We start from the raw sequence: 19,410 nt of genomic DNA, 5'->3' as shown, positions 1-19,410 counted from the left end.
GAGGACCCCGACCCGATGGACTTCGACCTGCCCGAGACCGCCCTCGCCGTGCGCGAGGGCGTGGCGGCCGTCGCCGCGAAGTACGACCACGCCTACTGGTCGCGCTGCGAGGAGGAGCACCGCTTCCCGGCCGAGGCGTGGCGCGACCTCGCCGACGGCGGCTGGATCGGTCTCACGGTGCCCGAGGAGTTCGGGGGCGGCGGCGCCGGCATGCTGGAGCTGGCCGTGGCCTGCGAGACCCTCGCCGCCTCCGGCGGCACCGCCGGCACCTTCCTCTACATCCTCACCCCGGGGTTCGGGGCGATGACCCTGGCCCGGCACGGCACCCGCGCCCAGCAGGAGGCGATCCTGCCCGGGGTCGTCACCGGGGACGTGCAGTTCTGCCTGGCCCTCACCGAGCCCGACGCCGGCTCCAACGCCCTGGCCATCACCACCGCCGCCCGTGTGGACGGCGAGGAGCTGGTGATCCGCGGCCAGAAGATCTGGATCTCCGGCATCGAGAACGCCACCTGGATGATCGTCGTGGCCCGCACCACCTCGGCCGCCGACGCCGTGGCCGCGGGCAGCCGCACCTTCGGCTTCACCCTCGCCCTGGTCGACGTCGCCGCCGCGCGGGCAGCCGGCACCCTCTCCTTCACCCCGATCCCCAAGATGGGGGCCAACACGGTGACCTCCAGCCAGGTCTTCCTCGACGACGTGCGGGTGCCGCTCACCCACGTGATCGGCGAGGTCGACCACGGCTTCGGGGTCCTGTGGGACGTGCTCAACCCCGAGCGCATCCTGGCCGCCGCCGGTGGAGTGGGAGGCGCCGAGGCGGCCCTGGCCGTGGCGTCGTCCTACGCCCGGGAGCGGGAGGTGTTCGGCCGGCCGATCGGGGCCAACCAGGGCCTGCAGTTCCCGTTGGCCCAGCTGAAGGCCACCACCGAGCTCGCCCGGCTGATGACCTACAAGGCCGCCTGGCTCTTCGACCACGGCCGGCCCTGCGGCAACGAGACCAACATCGCCAAGCTCACCGCCGCCCAGGTCGCGTGGGAGTCGGCCAACCAGGCGTTCCAGACCCTGGGCGGGATGGCCTACTCCAAGGAGTGGCCCGTCGAGCGGCTCTTCCGCGACGCCCGGATCGGCAAGAACATCCCGGTCGCGGAGGAGCTGATCCTGGCCCACATCGGCACCCAGATGCTCGGCCTGCCGCGCAGCTACTGAGGCCCCGTGACCGCCCGCACGCACCCCGGCCCGGCACCGCCGGGAGGGGCGGGCCGGGCCGGGGGCCGTGCGGTCGGGGGGCGCTGCGCGCCGCGGGATCAGCGGCGGCGGGCCTTGCGGACGGTGAACTCCACGCTCGGCGCGCTGGCGGGCTTGATGTCGGGCGTGCCGGAGTAGGTCACCCGGAACTGGTGCACGCCGCGGTCGAGGGTGCCGAGGTCGATCTCCACCTCGCCGCGGTTGCTCGTGCGCAGCCGCACGACGGCCACGGTCTCGCGGCCCTCCTTGACCAGCAGGGTGCCCAGCGGCCGGCGGGTGAACGGCGTGGTCACCCGCACCTCGATCTGGGCCCGCTCCCGGGTGGTGATCGAGGAGTCGTCGGCCTCGGCGCGCAGCCGCGAGGGCGCCTGCAGCTTCTCGAGCCTGATCGTCGGCAGGGTGATCACCGTGCGGCGGGGCACCATCACCTCGCGCACGGTCGCGCGCTGGTACCCGTCGGCCTCGGCCACGACGGTGTAGACGCCGCGCTTCACCACCAGGTTGTAGTACCCGTGCTGCGGGCCCGAGAGCGAGCTGGAGGAGTAGGTGTAGGCGGCGGCCACGACGACGCCGGCCTCGTTGATCGCCACGACGTCGACGTCGTCCATGGGACGACCGCGGTCGTTGGCGATGACGCCCTGGATGCGGGCACCCGGCAGCGGCCGCGCCACGGCGGGCGGGGCGGCGACCTCCGCCGACGACGGCCCGCCCCCCGTGAGGACGCCCAGGGTCGCCGCGATCAGGGCGACGGGCAGGACGGCGGCGGGCACGAGGGCGGTGCGCAAACGGGACATGGTGGCTCCTGGCGGGCGGAGAAGTCGGACCCTGATCCGTTCGGCGGCCTTGCGGGAATCTGGAGGACTCGGCGCCGTTCTTTACTTCCGGGCCCCCACCGGTCCAGACCGGTGGGGCCCTCGGCGCGTGCCGTCAGCGCGCTCCTCGGCGCCCACCTGAGGGGTTCCTCGCTCAAGTTCTCCTCAAGTCAATTCGCCGGAATCCTCAAGGAAGCACCATGATGCCGATGGTTCCCGCAAGGACGGGCCGGCGGAGGAGCCGCGGTTCGCGGCCCGTGGAGGTGGAGATGACGCACCGAGGTCAGGTGTCCGTGCTCCGCGCCGGTCGCGCCCCGGCGGCGACCGGATCCGGCACGATCGCCCCGATGGTCCTCCCGGTCTCGGCGCTGGTGTGCCTGCTCGGTCTCCTCGGCGCGCTGGTCCTCACCGCGATCGGCACGGCCGGCGCCGGTGCCGCCTCGGCCCGGGAGCCCCGGGTCGTGCCGGTCCGCGCCACCACCGGCCCCGCGGCGAGCACCGCCACCGGTCGCACCCTGGGGGTGGCCACCGCCGGGGCGCCCAGCGACCTCGGCGAGGTCGACGCGATGATCGCGGCCACCGGCGTGACCCCCGACCAGGTCACCTTCTACACCTCCTGGGCGGGGACCCCGGACTTCCCGGCCGCCGGTGCGGCCCGGGTGGCCTCGCGGGGCGCGGTGCCCGAGATCGTGTGGGAGCCCTGGAAGCCCGGCGCCGGAGTCGTGCAGCCCGCCTACAGCCTGGCCCGCATCGCCGGCGGCTCCTTCGACGCCTACGTGCGCCGCTGGGCCCGGCAGGTCCGCGCCTACGGCAGGCCCGTGGTGCTGCGCCTCGCCCACGAGGCCAACGGCACCTGGTACCCGTGGGCCGTCGGCGTCAACGGCAACACCGCCGCCCAGTACATCGCGGCCTGGAAGCGCGTCGTCGGCCTCTTCGCGGCCGAGCGCGTCACCAACGTGACCTGGTCGTGGACCCAGAACATCCCCTACCCGGGCGCCACGCCGCTGGCCCGGATCTACCCCGGCGACGCCGTGGTCGGCCGGGTCGGTCTGGACGGCTACAACTTCGGCACCACGCAGTCGTGGTCGACCTGGACCTCCTTCGCTGACCTGTTCGGGCCCGGGGTCGCCGAGCTCGATCGGATCAGCAGCCGTCCCGTGCACGTCGACGAGACCGGGTCCACCGAGTGGGGCGGCGACAAGGGTGCCTGGATCAGCGACGCCTGGGCGTGGCTCGCTGCCCACCGCGAGGTGCGCGGCGTCACCTGGTTCTCGCTGGACAAGGAGACCGACTGGCGGGTCAACTCCAGCGACCGCGCCTGGCGCGCCTTCGCCGCCGGCGTCGGATCGTTCTGAGCCCGCCGCCGGCCGTACGGGGTCGGGGCGCCCGGGCCTTTGGGCGCCCAGCACAACGTGTCCGCGACATTTCAGCGTCGGGGCGCTAGGGCCTGTGCACGCGTCGGGTGTGAACTGGGTCACCCTCGCCCCTCAGGAGGCTCCCGTGTCCGCATCCCCGCTCCCGACCGCCGCGCCGCCCGCCTGGCGCGACCGTAAGCGCTACCTCTGGCTGCTCGGTCTCATCGTCCCGGTGCTGCCGTTGTCGTGCACCGCACTCCACCACGCGACCGGCCAGGAGTTCTGGCTGTGGATGACGCCGGTGGTGTTCCTCGGCCTGATCCCGCTCATCGACCTCGTGGCCGGTTTCGACCACTCCAACCCGCCCGAGGAGCTGGTCGAGTACCTCGAGAACGACCGCTACTACCGCTGGATCACCTACCTCTACCTGCCGGTGCAGTACGTCGGGTTCGTGGCGGCGCTGTGGTACCTCACCGACTCCGATCTCTCCGGCGGCGGCAAGGTCGGGCTGGCGCTCTCGATCGGCATCGTCGGCGGGGTGGCCATCAACACCGCCCACGAGCTCGGTCACAAGCGCGACGACGTCGAGCGCTGGGCCTCCAAGGTCGCCCTCGCCCAGACCTTCTACGGCCACTTCTACATCGAGCACAACCGCGGCCACCACGTGCGGGTCGCCACCCCGGAGGACCCCGCCTCGGCGCGGATCGGAGAGAGCTTCTACCGATTCTGGCCGCGCACGGTGCGCGGCTCGCTCGTGAGCGCCTGGAACGCCGAGGCCAAGCGGTACGCCCGCCGCGGTCAGCACCCGGTGCGGCTCGGCAACGACGTGCTCAACGCCTGGCTGATGTCGGTCGTGCTGTGGGGCGCGCTCGTGGCCTGGCTCGGGATCGGCGTCCTGCCCTACCTCCTCCTCCAGGCCGTCATGGGCTTCACCCTGCTGGAGATCGTGAACTACATGGAGCACTACGGCCTCCTGCGCCAGCGCGTGGGCACCGGTGAGCGGCAGCGCTACGAGCGGGTCACCCCGGCGCACTCGTGGAACTCCAACAACGTGGCCACCAACGTGCTGCTGTACCACCTCCAGCGCCACAGCGACCACCATGCCAACCCCACCCGTCGCTACCAGGCGCTGCGCGACTTCGCCGAGGCGCCCGTGCTGCCCACCGGCTACACCGGGATGATCTCCCTCGCGCTCGTGCCGCCGCTGTTCCGGCGGATCATGGACCCCCGCGTCGTGGCCCACTACGGCGGCGACCTGCGCCTGGCCAACGTCCAGCCCGGCAAGCGGGACGCGTTGCTGGAGCGCTACCCGCTCCCGGAGGCGCCGGGTCCCGACGACGTCGCCGGGACTCCCGAGGCGGCCGCGCCGGCGCGGGCGGGCGACGACGTCCTCGCGGCCCGCTGCCCCGGCTGCGGCTACACCTACGAGGTGGCGGCCGGCAACGAGCTGGAGGGCTTCGCGGCCGGCACCGCCTGGTCCGACATCCCCGACGACTGGTGCTGCCCCGACTGCGGGGTGCGGGAGAAGGTCGACTTCGTCGCCGTCGACCCCGCCCTGGCGCCCTGAGGACCGTCCTCCGGCCGGCACCGCTCCCGACTCCCTCCCGGGAGCACTGCCGGCCGGGGCGATGCTGCGCGCGGTGTCCGCTCAGCCGCGGGGCCGGCGCCAGCGGGTGAGCAGCAGGGCGAGGTGGATCGCGAAGGTGTCGGCCTCCAGGTCGCGTCCGAGCAGGGCGATCGCCTGCTGCACGCGGTAGTGCACGGTGTTGCGGTGCACGTGCAGCGCCCCCGCGGCCGCGTGGTAGCTGCGCTGGGCCTCGAGGTAGGCCAGCAGCGTCTCGCGCAGGGCGGCGTGCCGGGGGTCGGGCACGGCGAGGTCGCCGAGCGTGGCGGCCACGAACGCGGCGCCCTCGGCGTCGTCGCGGGTGATGAGGGTCAGCGGCGCGACCCGCGCGTGGTCGAGCACCGGCGGTGCGCCGGCGTCGGCGCTGAGCATGAGGTCGCGGACGCGCTGGGCCCCCTCGGCCGCGGCGCGGAAGCCGGGCAGGCCCTCCCGGGCCGGGCCGAGCGCGGCGTGGGCGCCGAGGTCGCGCAGTGCGGGCGCGAGGTCGGAGGTGTCGATGGTGGAGCCGGGCTCGACGTGCAGCCACAGCCGTCGTCGTCCGGCGCCCTGGGGCACGCTGAGCGCCTCGCCCCGGCAGCGGGTCGCGCGGGCGATCAGCGCCGCCGCGCGGTCGAGCGCCCCGAGCCGTCCCGTGGGGTCCTCGACCCACAGGTCGGCCACCCGGTGCCAGCCGTCGAGGCGGTAGCCGAGGGCCGCCTGGGCCTCCTGGGCGTCGAGCGGCTCGCCACTGAGCAGCCGTCCGACCCAGAGCTGGCGCAGCGCGGCACGGTTGCCCAGCCACAGCTCCCGCTCCTGCTCGTAGGTGATCGCGACGAGGTCGGAGATCCGGTCGATGTAGGTCGACACCGAGCGGATCAGGTCCAGGGCGGAGTCGCCCGGGTCCAGGCCCCGCGCGCGGGCGGCGTCGACCACCCCCTCCAGGAAGGTCGTCTGCCCCAGTCGGTAGGCGCGCAGCAGGGTCGTGAGCGGCTGCTCGCGCTGCGCCATCAGCCGGGCGTGGTCGAGCGCGGCGTCGGGGGCGGCGACCTCCTCCAGCCGGGCCTCGGTGGCGATCGCCTCCATCGCCGCCAGCACGTTGTCGATCGCGGCGGCGCGCAGCGCCTCGCGGGCGCGCCGGTCGCGGGTCAGCTCGGGCAGGGCCCGGGCCACCTCGTCCAGCACCTCGGTGGCCAGACGGTCCCGCTCCGGCATGAGCGCGGCGACGATGTCGGCCGGACTGGAGTCTGCGGCATCGGTCATGGCGTCGGTCATGGCGTCGGTCGTGGCGTCGAGATCGGTCACGGGTCCCCCGAGGGTCGAACAGGCGGTCTGGAGCGTGGGGGCGACGGGCGACGGACGCGACGTCGGCTCCACCGTAGCGCCCGGGGTCGGCCCGGGGTGGCGGTGGGATCGCCGGTGTGCCGGCCTTGTGACGGCTCCCGTGCACCGATCGACCCGACCGACCGACCGGGGTCGTCGGTCGCGCGATGTAACGCCGGGCCCGTCCCGCGACAGGTGGGGGATGACGCGGCTCGCCCGCGCCGACCGATCCCGCCACGACCCCCCGCGATCCCTCGCGGCCTACGAGAGGTTTCCTCATGACCACGTCCCGCCTCGCCCGCACCGCCGCCGGCGTGTCCACCGCCGCCGTCCTCGCGCTCTCCGGTCTCGCCCTCGGTGGCCTGCCGTCCGCCCAGGCCGCCCCTGCATCGCACGGCGGCGACCGCGGCGCCTGCGCCCAGCAGGAGAAGCAGGTCGCCAAGGCCGAGGACGCCCTGGCCCGCCTCACCGCGGTGTTCGCCGCGCAGAAGGCCGAGGTCGAGCAGGCCCGCGAGGACGTCCAGAACGCCGACAACGGCAGCGAGCGCGCCCAGGCCCAGCGGGCGCTGGCCCGGGCGAAGGCCGACGCCGCGCGCGCCAAGGACAACAAGCGCGCTCAGCAGCAGCGCCTCGCCAAGGCCCAGGACCGGCTCGCGCAGTGCCAGGCCCAGCAGCCCGCCCCCGAGCAGCCGGCTGCCTGATCCGGCTCGGGTGAGCCGCCCGCGCGCGGGTCGGGACGTCGCCGGGGGGCTCGTCCCGACCCCGCCGGGGGCGCCCGTGCCCTAGCATGGGGGAGCCGGCCGCTTCGGTGTCCGGATGCCCCGCTTCCGCCCCCGTCCCGATCCGTCGGGACGGGGGCGTTCGCACGTCAGGGCGTCGTGCACTCCCCGGCCGTGCGGTCCCACCTGGCCCGCACGGGGGTACGGCGATCGCCGGGCATGCCGTCGCGCACCTCCACGGCGGCGTCCGGGTCGACCGCGGTGGCGTACCGTGCGGTCGCGGTGCAGGCGGCCAGGGCGAGGCCTCCCCACCGCCCGACGGTGGAGAGCAGGACGGTCTGGGTGCCGCCGTAGGACACCGAGATCGTGCCGGCGCCGGTGTTGTAGTCCACCCGGGCCGCGATCTCGGGATCGGACTCCAGCAGCCGGCCCAGGATCTCGGGCGGGGTGAGCTCACCCGGTGTCAGGGTGCTGGGCGACGCCGCGGGGTCGGTGCCGGCGGCGTCGGTGTCGGCGGGCGTCCCGCTCGTCGTGGGCCCCGGCTCGGCGGGCTCCCCGGCGCTGCACGCGCCGAGGACCAGGGCCAAGACCGGGGCCACAGCGGCGAGCAGGGGTACTGGGGAGTGGCGGCGGCGCATGCGCCGAGCGTAGGCGGCCGCCCCGGTCGGCGCGGCCTCGAGTCCGCCGCGGCGTCGGGCCTGGCGCAGAGTACTCAAAATGGTACTCTGGTACTCATCGACGTCCTGAGCTGAGGAGAATCGTCATGCCCGCCGCCCGTACCTTCACCTCGTCCGAGCACCGCGACCTGGTCGAGCTCGTGCGCCAGATCGCCCGCGAGGAGCTCGCCCCGCGGGCCGCCGAGGCCGAGGCCGCCGAGGAGTTCCCGCGCGACGTCTTCCACCTGCTCGGCAAGACCGGTGTCCTCGGGCTGCCCTACGCCGAGGAGTTCGGCGGGGGCGGGGTGCCCTACGAGGTCTACCTGCAGGTGCTGGAGGAGATCGGCGCCGTCTGGGCCTCGGTCGGCGTCGGGGTCTCGGTGCACGCGCTCTCGTGCTTCGGCCTCATCACCCGCGGCACCCCCGAGCAGCAGCAGCGCTGGCTGCCCGAGATGCTCGGCGGCGGGCTGCTCGGCGGGTACTGCCTCTCCGAGGCCCACGCCGGTTCCGACCCCGCGGCGATGCGCACCACCGCCCGCCGCGAGGGTGAGGAGTACGTCCTCAACGGCGCGAAGGCGTGGGTGACCCACGGCGGGCAGGCCGACTTCTACAAGATCATGGCCCGCACCGGTGAGGGCGCCAGCGGCATCTCCTGCTTCCTCGTCCCGGCCGACACCCCCGGGCTGCGCGCCGACCACCCCGAGCGCAAGATGGGCCTGACCGGCTCCACCACCGCCGCGATCCTGCTCGAGGACGTGCGCGTGCCGGTCGAGCGGCGCCTCGGCGCGGAGGGCGACGGCCTCAAGATCGCCCTGGCCGGCCTCGACGCCGGACGCCTGGGCATCGCCGCCGTCGCCGTCGGACTCGCGCAGGGGGCGCTCGACTCCGCCCTGGCCTACGCCCAGCAGCGCGAGGCGTTCGGCCGCCGGATCATCGACCACCAGGGGCTCTCCTTCATCCTCGCCGACATGGAGGCCGCCATCCACGCGGCGCGCGCCGTCACCCTGCACGCCGCGCGCCTGAAGGACGCCGGCCTGCCCTTCGGCAAGGAGGCCTCGATCGCCAAGCTCGTGGCCACCGACAACGCCATGAAGGTCACCACCGACGCGGTCCAGGTGCTCGGCGGCGTCGGGTACACCCGCGACTTCCCGGTGGAGCGGTACATGCGCGAGGCCAAGGTGACCCAGATCTTCGAGGGCACCAACCAGATCCAGCGCCTGGTCATCGGGCGCCACCTCGACCGCGACAACAGCGGCCCGCTGCAGCTGGCCGACTGAGACTGCCCGCCCGCCCCTCCCCGAGCCCCGCAGAGAGAAGCACCCCGTGATCCTCACCGACACCACCGCCGTCGTCACCGGCGGCGCCTCCGGCCTCGGCGCCGCCACGGCCGCCGCGTTCCTCGAGCGCGGCGCCCGCGTGGTCGCCTTCGACCTCCCCGCCAGCATCGACGCCGCCGACCGGCTGCCCGGCGTGAAGTACGTGCCCGTCGACGTCACCGACGAGGCGCAGGTGGCCGCCGGCCTCGATCTCGCCACCGAGGGTCCGCGCCCGCTGCGCACCGTCGTGAACTGCGCGGGCATCGGCCCCTCGGCCCGGATCCTGTCGAAGAAGGGCGTGCACGACCTCGGCCTGTACGCCACCGTCGTGCGGATCAACCTGGTCGGCACCTTCACCGTGCTCGCGCTCGCCGCCGAGCGGATGGCGGCGAACGAGCCGACCGACGCCACCGGTCAGCGCGGCGTCGTCGTCAACACCGCCAGCATCGCCGGCTTCGAGGGCCAGATCGGTCAGGCGGCGTACGCCTCCTCCAAGGGCGGCGTCATCGGCCTCACCCTGCCCGCGGCCCGCGACCTGGCGCAGTACGGCATCCGGGTGTGCACGATCGCCCCCGGCATCATCGAGACCCCGATGCTCGCCACCGTCTCGGAGGAGTTCCGCGCCGGGCTGGCGGCGGGGGTGCCGTTCCCGCAGCGGCTCGGCCGGCCGGCCGAGTACGCCGACCTCGCGGTCTTCATCGCCGAGCACGACTACCTCAACGGCGAGACCTTCCGCATGGACGGCGCGCTGCGGATGGCTCCGCGCTGACGCGCCGTCGTCCCCGCTAGGGTCCGCACGTGTCCCGACGCGACGAGCTGCTGGAGGAGCTGACCACGCTCTTCCTCGCCGAGGGGTTCTTGCACCTCGGTGTCGGCGACCTCGCCGCCCGTCTGCGCTGCTCGCGCACCACGCTCTACCAGGTGGCCGACAGCAAGGAGCAGATCATCGGCGCGGTGGTGCGCGCCTACTTCCGCGCCGCCACCGCGCGGGTCGAGGAGCAGGTGGCCGCCGACCCCGACCTCGGCCGCCGGCTCGTCACCTACCTGCGCGCGGTCGCCGAGGCGCTCAGCCCCGCCTCCGAGGACTTCTACCGCGACCTCGCCGCCTTCGCCCCCGCCCGCGAGATCTACGAGGCCAACACCGCCCGGGCCGCCCGCCGCGTGCACCAGCTCGTCGACGCCGGGGTCGAGGCCGGCGCGCTGCGCCCCGTCGACGCCCGGTTCGTCGGTGCCGCCGTCGCCCACGTCATGCACGGCATCCAGTCCGGTGCCCTGCGCGCCGCCACCGGCCTCACCGACGCCCAGGCCTACGCCTCCCTCGCCGACCTGGTCCTCGACGGCGTCCGCGCCCGCTGACGCCCCCGGCGGAAGGGGCGCCACCCGGGCCGCGAGGGCCTGTGGTGGGAGGGCTGCCTGTACCGGTGGGAGGTGGCCGTCGTGGGCGCCGTCGCCCTCCCCGTCCGGCCCGGCGTCCGGCCCGGCGTCCTCCCGTCCGGCCCCGGGATGCCCTAGGTTGCTCGGACCTCTCCCCATCCACCCACCGTCCTCGGGAGTCCCTCGTGACCATGCGCTCCTCCGCCGCGCCCACCCCGGCGCTCCTCCTGCCCCTCCTGCTGCTGGTCTCCCTGGTGGCGACGCTGCTCCTCCCAGCCGGTCCCGCCGCCGCCCGGGGCGCGGTGGTCGACCCGATGGTCGGTGCGCCGCAGCGCGGGGAGTGCTACCTGCTCACCCGCCAGCAGGCCGACACCGAGGTCGCCAACCCGGTCGCGGCGCGCGACTGCCAGCAGGTGCACACCGCGTGGGCCGCGGGCGCCACCGAGGTGCCCGAGTCGATCCCGCTCTCGGCGCAGTCGACGGCGCTGCAGAAGTTCGCCTCCCGTGCCTGCGGCGACCTCGCCGGGCGCTACATCGGCAGCGGCAAGGCCTACGCCACCTCGACCTACCTGCGCTACGTGTTCCTGCCCAGCGAGGAGCTGCAGGCACAGGGAGCGCGCTGGGTGTCCTGCGTCGTCGCCGCGCAGAAGTCGGGGCAGCTGCAGCGCACCACCCGCATCTCCCCGCTGCGCGTGAAGGGGCTCAACCCCGAGCCGGTGGCCGCCTGCCTGGACGCCAAGCGGCGCGTGCTGGCCTGCGAGTTCGCGCACCGCTACCGCGGCATCGCCGGCACCACCGTGGTGGGACGGATGACGCCCGAGCGCGCGGCGACGCTGGCGCGCCGCTACTGCCCGCGGAAGGCCGGACGCGGCTACCTCGCCTCCACCCGCAACGTCGAGGACAACATCCACGTCCTGATCTGCTGGCGCCGCACCCGCAAGTAGCGCGCTCCGCGCGGACCGGGCACGCCGTGCCTCCCTTCCCGGCGGGGGAGGGGTGATCTAGGCTCCGGGTCAGCACGCTCCGCGCGCTCCCGTTGCTCCCTACCCGTCTCGGGGGAACCCACCATGTCGTCGTCCTCACCCCGCCCGCCGGGCACCCGGCTCGGCCTCGCCCTGGCGGTGGCCCTCGGCGTGCTCACCGCGCTGCTCGCGCCGGCGGCCCCGTCCTCGGCGGGCGTCGTCGACCCCCTGGTCGGCGCCCCCGCGCAGGGCGAGTGCTACGACGTCACCTACGCCCAGGCGGGCGGCAGCTCGCTCGACGAGGACCCTGTGCCCTGCACGCAGCGGCACACCGTGTGGGTCACCGACGTCGTCGTGCTCGAGGGCAGCGACCCGATCGATCCCGACTCGCCCGCGCTGCAGGCCCGATTGACCGCGGCCTGCTACGACGCGCGTGACGCCGCGATCGGTGCCGACCTCACCCGCTACGGCCGCAGCGTCTACCAGATGGTGTTCTTCACCCCCACCCAGGCGCAACGCGACGCCGGCGCCCGGTGGGCCTCCTGTGGCCTGGTGCTCCTGCAGGCGGGTGGGCTGGTCACCACGACCCGGGCGACGCCGGCGCGGCTCTCCTCCGACCGGGTGCCCGCCGCGCTCGCGCTGTGTGTCGACAAGCGGTTCCGCGCCACGCCCTGCGCGCAGCGCCACATCGCGAGGTCGAAGGTCGGGATCCCGCTCAAGGGCGCCGACGTCGACCTCGACCGGGCCCCGAAGATCGCCGAGCGGAAGTGCCCCCGCAAGGTGGGGCGCGCCTACGCCGGCTGGTACCTGCGCGGCACCGACCCGGGCCGCGGACTCCTCAACTGCATGGTGCGTGATCGATGACCCTCCCCGCTGTCCCGTCCCGTCTCCTGCCGGTCGTCGCGGCCCTGGCGATGGCGCTCGCGCTCGTCGTCGTGCCCGGTGCCCGCGCCGGCGCCGCCGACCCGCTCGACGGCGCCCCGGCGCAGGGGACCTGCTACAACCTGACCCCCGAGCAGGCGGCGGCCACCACGCTGCCGGCCCCGGTGCCCTGCACCGAACCCCACACCCACTGGGTGGGCCGCAGCCTGGCGGCCCCGGACGGCCTGGAGCTCAAGGCCGGTCCCAAGCTCGACTCCTTCTCGATCACGGTGTGCGACCGCGGTCGACGCGAGCTCGTCGGCACCGACGACCGCGCCTGGGCGTTGAGCGCCTACCGCACCTTCTACTTCCTGCCCACGCGCGCGCAGCGCAGCGCCGGGTCCCGCTGGGTCACCTGCCTGGTCGCCGTCGTGGCGGGCAACGGGTTCGTCACCACCCGGGCCGAGACCCCCGAGCCCACCGACGCGCTGCCGCTGCCGCAGTCGATCACCTCGTGCCAGAACGCGCGGGTGCAGATCGTGCCCTGCTCCAAGCCCCACCGGGCGCGCGGCGTCGCCGGGGAGACGATCTACGAGGGCCGGATGACCGCAGGCCGGGCCGACACCCTCGCGGTGACGCAGTGCCCGAAGATCACCGCCGGCTACAACGGGGTCTTCCTCATGCGCCGCGTCGCGGCCGCCCGCAACGTGCTGATCTGCTTCCGCTCCACCCGCGGCTGACCCGGCCGCAGACGTCCTGATCCCCACGGGCGTCTCGTGACGCTCGCTGCGCTCGCTCCTCGACGACCGTGCTGGTCGCCGTCGCGAGATGGGGTGGGACTGCGCGTCCGCGCTCGCTCCTCGACGACCGGTGGATCTGCGCTCAGCCGGGGTAGGGGACCTCGGTCCGCCAGTCGTCGCGGTCGCGGGTGGCGGCGGCGAGGATCGCGGCGGCGACCTTGTCGGGGGTGAAGTCGCCCTCGCGGGCGAGGGCGCCGCGCACGGTGACCGAGCAGGCGCGCACCCCGCGCTCGGCGAGCGCAGTGTCCAGGCACAGCACGAGCGTGCGCATGCCGGCCTTCTGGACGCCGAGGGTGGCGGCGCGGTGCCACGGCTTGTCGGCCGCCATGCTGCCGGTGGCGGTGACCACCGAGCCGGGCACGAGCCGGTCCTGCAGCGCCTGCACGCTCACCAGCAGCCCGCCGACACCGACCGCGACGTCGGCCAGCAGGTCGCTCAGGGCGAGCTCGAGCGGGTCGACCTCGCGGAACGCGCTGGGGTTGAAGTGCAGGTGCGCCACCTCGCCCGCCCAGTCGCCCAGGCGGCTCAGCGCCGCGGTGGTGGCCTCGGTGTCGGCCAGGTCGGCCACCGCGGACTCCACCTCCGCCCCCGCCTCGCGCAGCTCGGCGGCGAGAGACTCGACGACGTCGTCGGCGTTGCCGAGCAGGCCGATGCGGTGACCCTGGGCGACCCGCAGCAGGGCGAGCGAGCGACTGATCCCGGGGCCGGCCCCGACGACGACGGTGGTGGGCGCGCTGCTGGAGGAGGTCATCCCCCGAACCTAGGGGGCGTGCCGTCAGCCGTCGAGCCTGCGGACGAGGCGATCGGCGAGGCGGGTGACGGCGCGGGTGGCGAAGGGCGCGCTGCCGGCGAAGAGGTGGAAGTCGTGCCACAGGCCCTCGTAGTGCACGTGGTCCACCTGCGGCGTCCGGTCGCCGAGGGCCGCCAGTCGCGCGGCGAGGCGCCGGGAGTCGGTGAGCAGCAGGTCGTCGGCGGCGTCGTCGAGCAGGATCGGCGGGAGTCCGGCGAGCGCGTCGTCGTCGGTGAGCAGCAGCGAGACCTCGGGGGTGGCCCACGAGGCGGGGTCGGGGGCGTAGGCCGCGCGGAACTCCTCCATCAGTCGCGGCGTCAGCAGCGGCTCCCTCGGGGCGCGACCGCGGGCGGCGGCGCCGTCGTCGGTGAGGTCGAGGTAGGGGCACACCAGCACGAGGGCGGCCGGGGCGGGCAGGCCCGCCGCGGCGGCGTCCAGGGCGACGCCGAGGGCCAGCGAGGCACCGGCGGAGTCGCCGCCCACGACCACGGGCGCCCCCCGCTCGACCAGCGCGCGGTAGGCGGCGAGGGCGTCCTGCGGAGGAGCGGGGAAGGGGTGCTCGGGCGCGAGCCGGTAGTCCGCGGAGTGCCACTCCAGCCCGCTGGCGAGGGCCAGACGGCCCACGAACCCGCGGTGCCCGCCGGGATCGCCGACGGCGAAGCCGCCGCCGTGCAGCCACAGGCCGATCTCGGGGCGGGCCGGGGCGCCGTCCTTCGGTGTGTAGCGCTCGGCGGGGACCCCGCCCAGGTCGCCGCGCGCGACGCGCAGGCCGCGCACGGGCGGCATCGCGCGGGTGCCGATCCCCACGAGCCGGCGTCGGGTGCCCCACCCGCCGCGGGCGCGCAGGGCCAGGGCGCCGAGCCCGCGCGCGGCGGCCAGGGCGGGGACGACCTGGAGGGCGGACGGGGCGGGGACGGAGACCGGCTGCGACACGTCCGCACCCTGTCACGACGGGCGGGGGCGCCGGAAGGGCGTCACGTGAACAGCGAGACGCCTCCGGGCCCGACGAGCAGCCCGACGACGATGAGGGCGACGCCGGCGACGATCTCGCCACGGATCAGCGAGACCACCCCCGCCACGACGAGCAGGACGGCGATGATCCACAGGAGGGTGTGCATCCGCCCCGGTGTCCACGTGCGGCCCGTCGTACACCCCGCCGCGGCGGGCGGGGTGTGGATCAGTCGAAGATGCCGAGCAGGTCGCGGATCGGGGTGCCGGACTCGCCCGGGTGACGCAGCCGCCGGTCGGGGTGCAGCTGGTACTCGTTGCGGCGCCCGACCTTGACCTTGGTGACGTAGCCGGCGGACTCGAGGTCGCGCACGATCGCCTGGGTGGCGCGCTCGGTGATGCCGACGGCGGCGGCGATGTCGCGCAGCCGCGCGCTGGGGTCGCGGCTGAGTGCGACCAGGACGTGTCCGTGGTTGCTCAGGAAGGTCCAGGAGCGTTCGGGGGCGGGAGCGTCGGACACGACCGTGATCCTACGGGTACGGCAGGGCCCGCGGGGGCATGCGCCCGAGATCACATTCACGCATGTTGATACCGGAAACAAAATTCCAGTAATTTCGCACGCATGACAGTCCTCCGCCTCGTCTCCGGGTCGCTGCGCGCGGCTCCTCTGATGGTGGTGGCCGGCCTCGGCTGCGCCGCTCTGGCCGGCGTCCTCCCGGACGCCCGCACCCTGCTCTCCCTCCTCCTCGCGGTCCACGTGCTGGCCCTGGTCGCGGTGATCGCGCGCTTCTGCGCGACCAACCTGCGCGGCCAGGAACGGCTCGCCCGGTTCGGGGCGCTGCTCCTCCTGGCCGCCGGGGCGCTGGTGGCCCTGGTGGTCGCGCCCGGTCTCCCGGTCCTCGCGGCCGGCTGGACCCTCAGCGGACTCGCCGTCGCGGGGCTGGTGCACCACGCCGGGACGCCGGCCTCCGCGGCCGCGGCGCGGCGGGTCCTGGTGGCGCAGCTGCCCGGCGACCTCGCGCTGTGGGGCGTCGTGGCGATCGACGCCGGTCTCGTGCTGCCGGGCATCGCCCGGGGCTCGGGGGCGGAGGACGCCGTGGTCGCCGTGGCGGCGCTGGTGGCGGTCGTGTGCCGGGGCGCGCTGCTGCCGCGGGCCGACTGGCTCGCCGACACCGCCGAGGCGCCCTCACCGGTCACCGCGCTGCTGCACGCGGGCGTGGTGAACGGCGGTGTGCTGCTGCTGGTGCTGCACCCCGACGTGGCCGCCCGGCTGCAGGCGGTGCCCGCGGTCGCCCTCGCGGCCGCGCTGATCGCCGCCGGCACGATCGTGATCGGCTCGATCGCCGCGGCCTCGCGCCCCGACATCAAGGGCCGGCTGGCCGGCTCGACGAGCGCCCAGATGGCGCTCGCCACCGGACTCGTCCTGCTCGGCCTGCCGGCCGCCGCCCTGCTCCACGTGGTCGCCCACGCCTGGTGGAAGGCCTGGTCCTTCCTCAACGCCGGTGGCGAGGTGGACCGCCGCCGCGCCGCGCCGGCCGTGACCCCCGTCGGCCTCGGGACGGGTCTGCTCGCCGTCGCCGCCGCGGTCGCCGCCGGAGCGGCGGTGCTGGTCCTGCTCGCCGGTCCCGCCGTCGTGGCCGCCGTGCCTGCCCTGCTCGTGGCCGGGCTCGTCGGCGCGGGCCTGCGCCGCGCCGCCGGCACCGGCGCAGGTCCGGTGGGCCGACTCGTCGCGGTGGCGCCCGGCCTGGCGCTCGGGGCGCTCGTGGTCGGGGTCGAGCACCTCCGGCTGCCGCTCGAGCACGAGGCGACCGCCCCCGCCGGGCCGTTGCTCGTCGCCCTCCCGCTGCTGGTCGCCCTGGCTCTCGCCTGGCTGCTGCTCTCCCCGCTGCTGCGCGGTCGCGTGGCCGGGGTCGCGGGCCTGCTCGCCCTGCTCGAGGCGCGGCTCGCCGTGCCCGCCGCCCAGCGCGGCGGCGTGCGCACCGGCCTGGGCGCCCAGCTCGCCTCCGCCCGCCGCGCCGGGGCGTCCCGGCCCGCGGGCGATCCCGATCGGGTGCGCGACGCCGTCCTGGTCGCCTCCTCCGTGCTCGCGCCGGCCTGGCCGCTGCGCGCCGCGGTGGCGACCTCCCCCGTGGACGGCGTCGCGCACCTCCCCCAGGAGGCGGGCACCGACCTCCTCGACCGGGTGCTCGGCCGCGATCCGCGGGCCGAGGTGGAGATGCTCCTGGCCTGGTACGACCAGGGCGCGATCGACGACGACGCCCTGACGCGCGCGGCGGCGCAGCTCGCCGCCGAGGAGGCGCTGCCGGCCGCCTGGCGCGACCTGGAGGCCCGCGAGCTCGTGCGGCTCGCCCGGTCGCTGGTGCCGGCTGCCGACGGCCCCACCCGGGGTGCGGCGGGGGGTGCGGCCCGCAGCACCCTGGCGGGCGACGACGCGTGGGCGCGCGCCCAGGCCGCCGTGTGGTGCGCCCGGGCCTGGGGCCGCATGCACACCGACGCCGACCCGTGGCGCTCCTGGCTGCAGGCCGCCCGCACCCCGGGCGCGGACCTGGTCCTGGGGGTGCGCGGGCTGCGGGCCCTGGCGACCGCCCTGCCCGAGGACCCGCTGCGGGCGCTGGGCCTGCTGCACGAGCTGGTGGGGGAGCACCGCGAGCTGCGGGGCCGGGAGCGGATCGACCTGCCCGGCTACGTCGCCGGCCTGCTCGTCACCGCGCCCGGCTGGGCGGCCCACGCCCTGTGGCGCGCGCGGGTGGAGGGGCGCGCCGGCGCGGTCGCCGGCCTGGTGGCCCTGCGCGCCGTGCACGACCTGCTCGCCGTGGCCCGGGACTGGCGCGTCGAGCTGCCGCCCGTGAGCGTGCCGCGCGAGACCTCTGCGGAGGTCACCCTGGCCCGGCACTGGCGGGTCCTCGGACAGCGGGCGCTGGACCTGGTCGTGCAGGAGCGGCTCTTCCGGGCGGCGGTGCGCCCGGAGGTCGCCGCGCCCCCGACGGGCCGGCGGCTCACCGTCCAGAGCCTGTGGTGCCTCGACGCCCGCTCGGCGCCGCTGCGCCGCCACCTCGAGGCCCTGCCCGGCCCGCGACGCCACCGCACCCACGGCGTGGCCGGCTTCTTCGGCATCGCCCTCGACGTGATCGACACCGACGGCACGCGCACCGCGCGGGCTCCCGGCCTGCTGCAGCCCGACCTGCACCGCATCGCCTCCGCCCCCACGCCCGCCCCCCTGTGGACGACGACCGCTGCCGGCCGCGACCCGCTCACGGCCCTGGGCTACGCCGAGCTCGGCGGTGTGCTCGCGGTGGGTGAGATCGCGACCGGTCTGGTGCGGCGGGCGCTGCGTCGTCCGCTGGCCGAGCGCGCGCGCCGTCGGCGCCTCGCGGTCGAGGTGGGTGTGATGACCGATGGCAGCGGCACGGAGATCGACGCCTCCGCGAAGGCCGCTCGGGTGGCGGGTCTGCTGAAGGCCGCCGGTGTGGCCGACGACCTCGGCGCGGTGCTGCTCGTGGTGGGTCACGGTGCGACCACGGCGAACAACGCCTACGCCGCCGCCTACGACTGCGGTGCGTGCGGCGCCAACCCCGGCGTGCTCAACGCCTCGGTGCTCGCCGAATGGTTCAACGACCCCGCCGTGCGCGCGGAGCTGTTCCACCACGGCATCCAGGTGCCGGCCCGCTCCACCGCGATCGCCGCGTGGCACGACACCACCGCCGACGTCGTCATGGCCGCCTCCGACCACCCCGACGTCCGCGCCCTGCAGGCCGATCTCGACCGGGCCGCCCGCCGCGCGCGGGCCGAGCGCGAGGTCGACCTCGCCGGGGCGACGCCGGCGCTGCTGCGCGGCGCCGACGTGGCCGAGCCGATGCCCGAGTGGGGCCTGGCCGGTGCGCAGGGACTGCTCGTCGGCCGCGGCCGGATCCCCGAGCCGGGCGTGCGCTGGTTCCAGCTGGACTACCGACACGACGAGGACCTCGACCTCTCGGGCCTCGCGGGTGCGCTGGCCGGTCCGGGCCTCGTGGCCGCCGGCATCATGGGCTGCTACGCCGCCTCGGTCAGCGATCCCGACCTCTTCGGTGCCGGCGACAAGACCACGCACAACGTGGTCGGCGATGTCGGCGTGATGCGCGGTCGCGCCGGCGACCTGGCGATCGGTCTGCCCTGGCAGGCGCACAGCCTGCTCGACCCGGCAGCCGTCACCGGCGCCGACCCCGTGGCCGCCGCCGCGGCGGCCGGGAGCCTGCGCCACCTGCCGGCCCGGCCCGTGCTCGCGATCGAGGCACCGCGCGACCGGGTGCTCGAGGCGGTGGCGAAGGTGCCGGCGCTCCACGCGCTCGTGGCCAACCGGTGGGTGACGCTCTGGGCGGTCGAGCCCCTGCCGGGCGTCCTGCGCCCCGCGGTGGCCGAGTACGCGCCCGCCCGCGGCTGGGTGGACGTCGTCACCGGCCGGCTACTGGCCTCGGACTCGGCCGACTCGGTGGCCTGAGGGAGCTGCAGGAATCGCCGGTCGCCCGGCGATTCCCGCACATGGCACGCGTTGCAACGTCCGCCAAGTGCAGGAAACGGCCGACGAGTGAGGCCCCGGGTGCCGGGCGCAGCGACCGGCACCCGGGGCCGCACCGGCGTGGACGCCGGGCCGTCAGGCCCGCCCCGCCACCACGGGC

Annotated in this window: 18 protein-coding genes; 11 read left to right on the top strand and 7 right to left on the bottom strand. The window is 75.6% G+C overall.

The features are described from left to right. Positions 1–15: 15 nt before the first annotated feature. On the top strand, positions 16–1,203 hold the full coding sequence (locus tag ACERUJ_RS12780) for an acyl-CoA dehydrogenase family protein (RefSeq protein WP_370248961.1): 1,188 nt from the start codon (positions 16–18) through the stop codon (positions 1,201–1,203). A gap of 98 nt (positions 1,204–1,301) precedes the next feature. Here the strand turns inward: ACERUJ_RS12780 and ACERUJ_RS12775 are convergent, their stop codons facing one another. Then, positions 1,302–2,036: a carboxypeptidase-like regulatory domain-containing protein gene (locus ACERUJ_RS12775; RefSeq protein ID WP_370248960.1), complete on the bottom strand. Its 735-nt coding sequence runs from the start codon at positions 2,034–2,036 to the stop codon at positions 1,302–1,304. 365 nt (positions 2,037–2,401) lie between these two features. On the opposite strand from ACERUJ_RS12775, the gene ACERUJ_RS12770 reads away from it, so the two are divergent. After that, on the top strand, positions 2,402–3,409 hold the full coding sequence (locus ACERUJ_RS12770) for a glycoside hydrolase family 26 protein (protein ID WP_370248959.1): 1,008 nt from the start codon (positions 2,402–2,404) through the stop codon (positions 3,407–3,409). A gap of 145 nt (positions 3,410–3,554) precedes the next feature. Further along, positions 3,555–4,976: a fatty acid desaturase gene (locus ACERUJ_RS12765; protein WP_370248958.1), complete on the top strand. Its 1,422-nt coding sequence runs from the start codon at positions 3,555–3,557 to the stop codon at positions 4,974–4,976. Positions 4,977–5,057: 81 nt separating this feature from the next. Here ACERUJ_RS12765 and ACERUJ_RS12760 read toward each other — a convergent pair whose 3' ends face one another. After that, positions 5,058–6,314: a PucR family transcriptional regulator gene (locus ACERUJ_RS12760; protein ID WP_370248957.1), complete on the bottom strand. Its 1,257-nt coding sequence runs from the start codon at positions 6,312–6,314 to the stop codon at positions 5,058–5,060. 296 nt (positions 6,315–6,610) lie between these two features. Between ACERUJ_RS12760 and ACERUJ_RS12755 the strand changes: the two genes are divergently transcribed. Then, a complete protein-coding gene (locus ACERUJ_RS12755; RefSeq protein WP_370248956.1) occupies positions 6,611–7,033 on the top strand; it encodes a hypothetical protein in 423 nt (140 codons plus the stop codon). Positions 7,034–7,200: 167 nt separating this feature from the next. Here ACERUJ_RS12755 and ACERUJ_RS12750 read toward each other — a convergent pair whose 3' ends face one another. Beyond that, complete coding sequence (locus ACERUJ_RS12750) at positions 7,201–7,689, bottom strand: hypothetical protein (RefSeq protein WP_370248955.1); 489 nt, start codon at positions 7,687–7,689, stop codon at positions 7,201–7,203. A gap of 125 nt (positions 7,690–7,814) precedes the next feature. Between ACERUJ_RS12750 and ACERUJ_RS12745 the strand changes: the two genes are divergently transcribed. The 6 genes from ACERUJ_RS12745 (at position 7,815) to ACERUJ_RS12720 (ending at position 12,960) form a co-directional block, all read left to right on the top strand. Continuing rightward, entirely contained in the window at positions 7,815–8,984 is a 1,170-nt protein-coding gene (locus ACERUJ_RS12745) for an acyl-CoA dehydrogenase family protein (protein ID WP_370248954.1), read from the top strand. Positions 8,985–9,030: 46 nt separating this feature from the next. After that, positions 9,031–9,792 (top strand): SDR family NAD(P)-dependent oxidoreductase, encoded by a 762-nt coding sequence (locus ACERUJ_RS12740; RefSeq protein WP_370248951.1) that lies wholly within the window; start codon positions 9,031–9,033, stop codon positions 9,790–9,792. Positions 9,793–9,821: 29 nt separating this feature from the next. Further along, entirely contained in the window at positions 9,822–10,379 is a 558-nt protein-coding gene (locus ACERUJ_RS12735; protein ID WP_370248950.1) for a TetR/AcrR family transcriptional regulator, read from the top strand. A 203-nt stretch (positions 10,380–10,582) separates the two neighbouring features. Further along, positions 10,583–11,341, top strand: coding sequence for a hypothetical protein (locus tag ACERUJ_RS12730; protein WP_370248947.1), 759 nt, complete (start codon positions 10,583–10,585; stop codon positions 11,339–11,341). 123 nt (positions 11,342–11,464) lie between these two features. Then, positions 11,465–12,223: a septum formation family protein gene (locus ACERUJ_RS12725; protein ID WP_370248946.1), complete on the top strand. Its 759-nt coding sequence runs from the start codon at positions 11,465–11,467 to the stop codon at positions 12,221–12,223. Beyond that, positions 12,220–12,960, top strand: coding sequence for a septum formation family protein (locus ACERUJ_RS12720; RefSeq protein ID WP_370248944.1), 741 nt, complete (start codon positions 12,220–12,222; stop codon positions 12,958–12,960). The genes ACERUJ_RS12725 and ACERUJ_RS12720 overlap by 4 nt, the downstream gene beginning before the upstream one ends. A gap of 142 nt (positions 12,961–13,102) precedes the next feature. Here ACERUJ_RS12720 and ACERUJ_RS12715 read toward each other — a convergent pair whose 3' ends face one another. From ACERUJ_RS12715 to ACERUJ_RS12700, 4 genes are read right to left on the bottom strand one after another with little or no spacing between them, the layout of a single operon-like run. Next, positions 13,103–13,771 carry an SDR family NAD(P)-dependent oxidoreductase gene (locus tag ACERUJ_RS12715; protein ID WP_370248943.1) on the bottom strand — a complete coding sequence of 223 codons (669 nt, stop codon included), beginning with the start codon at positions 13,769–13,771 and terminating at the stop codon, positions 13,103–13,105. 24 nt (positions 13,772–13,795) lie between these two features. Next, a complete protein-coding gene (locus tag ACERUJ_RS12710; protein WP_370248941.1) occupies positions 13,796–14,743 on the bottom strand; it encodes an alpha/beta hydrolase fold domain-containing protein in 948 nt (315 codons plus the stop codon). Positions 14,744–14,784: 41 nt separating this feature from the next. Then, a complete protein-coding gene (locus tag ACERUJ_RS12705) occupies positions 14,785–14,928 on the bottom strand; it encodes a GPGG-motif small membrane protein (protein WP_370248940.1) in 144 nt (47 codons plus the stop codon). 59 nt (positions 14,929–14,987) lie between these two features. Then, positions 14,988–15,278 (bottom strand): helix-turn-helix transcriptional regulator, encoded by a 291-nt coding sequence (locus ACERUJ_RS12700; RefSeq protein ID WP_370248939.1) that lies wholly within the window; start codon positions 15,276–15,278, stop codon positions 14,988–14,990. Between the two features lie 102 nt (positions 15,279–15,380). On the opposite strand from ACERUJ_RS12700, the gene ACERUJ_RS12695 reads away from it, so the two are divergent. Next, positions 15,381–19,232 carry a putative inorganic carbon transporter subunit DabA gene (locus ACERUJ_RS12695; RefSeq protein ID WP_370248938.1) on the top strand — a complete coding sequence of 1,284 codons (3,852 nt, stop codon included), beginning with the start codon at positions 15,381–15,383 and terminating at the stop codon, positions 19,230–19,232. The last annotated feature ends 178 nt before the right edge of the window (positions 19,233–19,410 follow it).

It is taken from the genome of Nocardioides sp., from assembly GCF_964228225.1.
Classification (GTDB): domain Bacteria; phylum Actinomycetota; class Actinomycetes; order Propionibacteriales; family Nocardioidaceae; genus Nocardioides.
Note: the sequence above shows the minus strand (reverse complement) of the source record. Positions and strands in the feature narration are given on the sequence as shown.

Bases quoted from the DNA above. Each gene is read 5' to 3' on its own strand.
- ACERUJ_RS12720 (WP_370248944.1), top strand. From the start codon at position 12,220: ATGACCCTCCCCGCTGTCCCGTCCCGTCTCCTGCCGGTCGTCGCGGCC.
- ACERUJ_RS12725 (WP_370248946.1), top strand. From the start codon at position 11,465: ATGTCGTCGTCCTCACCCCGCCCGCCGGGCACCCGGCTCGGCCTCGCC.
- ACERUJ_RS12775 (WP_370248960.1), bottom strand. From the start codon at position 2,036: ATGTCCCGTTTGCGCACCGCCCTCGTGCCCGCCGCCGTCCTGCCCGTC.
- ACERUJ_RS12750 (WP_370248955.1), bottom strand. From the start codon at position 7,689: ATGCGCCGCCGCCACTCCCCAGTACCCCTGCTCGCCGCTGTGGCCCCG.
- ACERUJ_RS12755 (WP_370248956.1), top strand. From the start codon at position 6,611: ATGACCACGTCCCGCCTCGCCCGCACCGCCGCCGGCGTGTCCACCGCC.
- ACERUJ_RS12695 (WP_370248938.1), top strand. From the start codon at position 15,381: ATGACAGTCCTCCGCCTCGTCTCCGGGTCGCTGCGCGCGGCTCCTCTG.
- ACERUJ_RS12745 (WP_370248954.1), top strand. From the start codon at position 7,815: ATGCCCGCCGCCCGTACCTTCACCTCGTCCGAGCACCGCGACCTGGTC.
- ACERUJ_RS12705 (WP_370248940.1), bottom strand. From the start codon at position 14,928: ATGCACACCCTCCTGTGGATCATCGCCGTCCTGCTCGTCGTGGCGGGG.
- ACERUJ_RS12780 (WP_370248961.1), top strand. From the start codon at position 16: ATGGACTTCGACCTGCCCGAGACCGCCCTCGCCGTGCGCGAGGGCGTG.
- ACERUJ_RS12715 (WP_370248943.1), bottom strand. From the start codon at position 13,771: ATGACCTCCTCCAGCAGCGCGCCCACCACCGTCGTCGTCGGGGCCGGC.
- ACERUJ_RS12770 (WP_370248959.1), top strand. From the start codon at position 2,402: ATGGTCCTCCCGGTCTCGGCGCTGGTGTGCCTGCTCGGTCTCCTCGGC.